This window comes from Roseovarius halophilus (ex Wu et al. 2025), assembly GCF_047086965.1.
Genome location: NZ_JBKOTX010000506.1, coordinates 1 through 980 on the forward strand (window position 1 = coordinate 1; position 980 = coordinate 980).

Consider the following 980-nt stretch of genomic DNA (forward strand, 5'->3'; position numbering starts at 1 on the left):
ACCTGGATCTCGTTGTCGAAATGGCCGATGTTGCCGACGATGGCCATGTCCTTCATCGCGCGCATGTGCTCGATGCGGATCACGTCGCGATTGCCGGTGGTGGTGATGAAGATATCGGCGCTGTCGACCACATCCTCGAGCGTCGTCACCTCGAAGCCGTCCATCGCCGCCTGCAGCGCGCAGATTGGGTCGACCTCGGTCACCTTCACCCGGGCGCCCGCGCCGGCCAGGGACGCCGCCGAGCCCTTGCCGACATCGCCGTAGCCCATGACCACGGCGACCTTGCCGGCCATCATCGTGTCGGTGGCCCGGCGGATGCCGTCGACCAGGCTTTCCTTGCAGCCGTACTTGTTGTCGAACTTCGACTTGGTGACAGAATCGTTCACGTTGATCGCCGGGAAGGGCAGTTCGCCCTTCTTGTGCAGGTCATAAAGCCGGTGCACGCCGGTCGTCGTCTCTTCCGAGACGCCCTTGATGGCGTCGCGGGTGCGGGTGAACCAGCCGGGGCTTTCCGCCATGCGCTTGTGGATCTGCGCCTTGACGACCTCTTCCTCCTCGGACTGCGGCACCGGGATGATCTCCTCGCCGGCTTCGGCGCGCGCGCCCAGCAGCACGTAGAGCGTGGCATCCCCGCCATCGTCGAGGATCATGTTGGGGCCCTCGGCGAACTGGAACGAGCGGTCGAGGTAATCCCAGTGCTCTTCCAGGGTCTGGCCCTTGACCGCGAAGACCGGCGTGCCGCCCGCGGCGATCGCGGCGGCGGCGTGATCCTGCGTGGAAAAGATGTTGCACGAGGCCCAGCGCACATCCGCGCCAAGTTCGACCAGCGTCTCGATCAGAACCGCCGTCTGGATCGTCATGTGCAACGAGCCAACGATCCGCGCGCCCTTGAGCGGCTTGGAGGCCCCGAACTCCTCACGGCTGGCCATCAGACCCGGCATCTCCGTCTCCGCGATCGCAAGCTCGCGACGCCCGAAGGC

At 65.7% G+C, this 980-nt stretch carries 1 protein-coding gene; it reads right to left on the reverse strand.

Annotation, left to right across the window (positions count from 1 at the left end):
- A partial coding sequence (locus ACH107_RS33165) for an adenosylhomocysteinase (RefSeq protein WP_412509836.1) occupies nt 1-980 on the reverse strand: 980 nt, incomplete at both ends.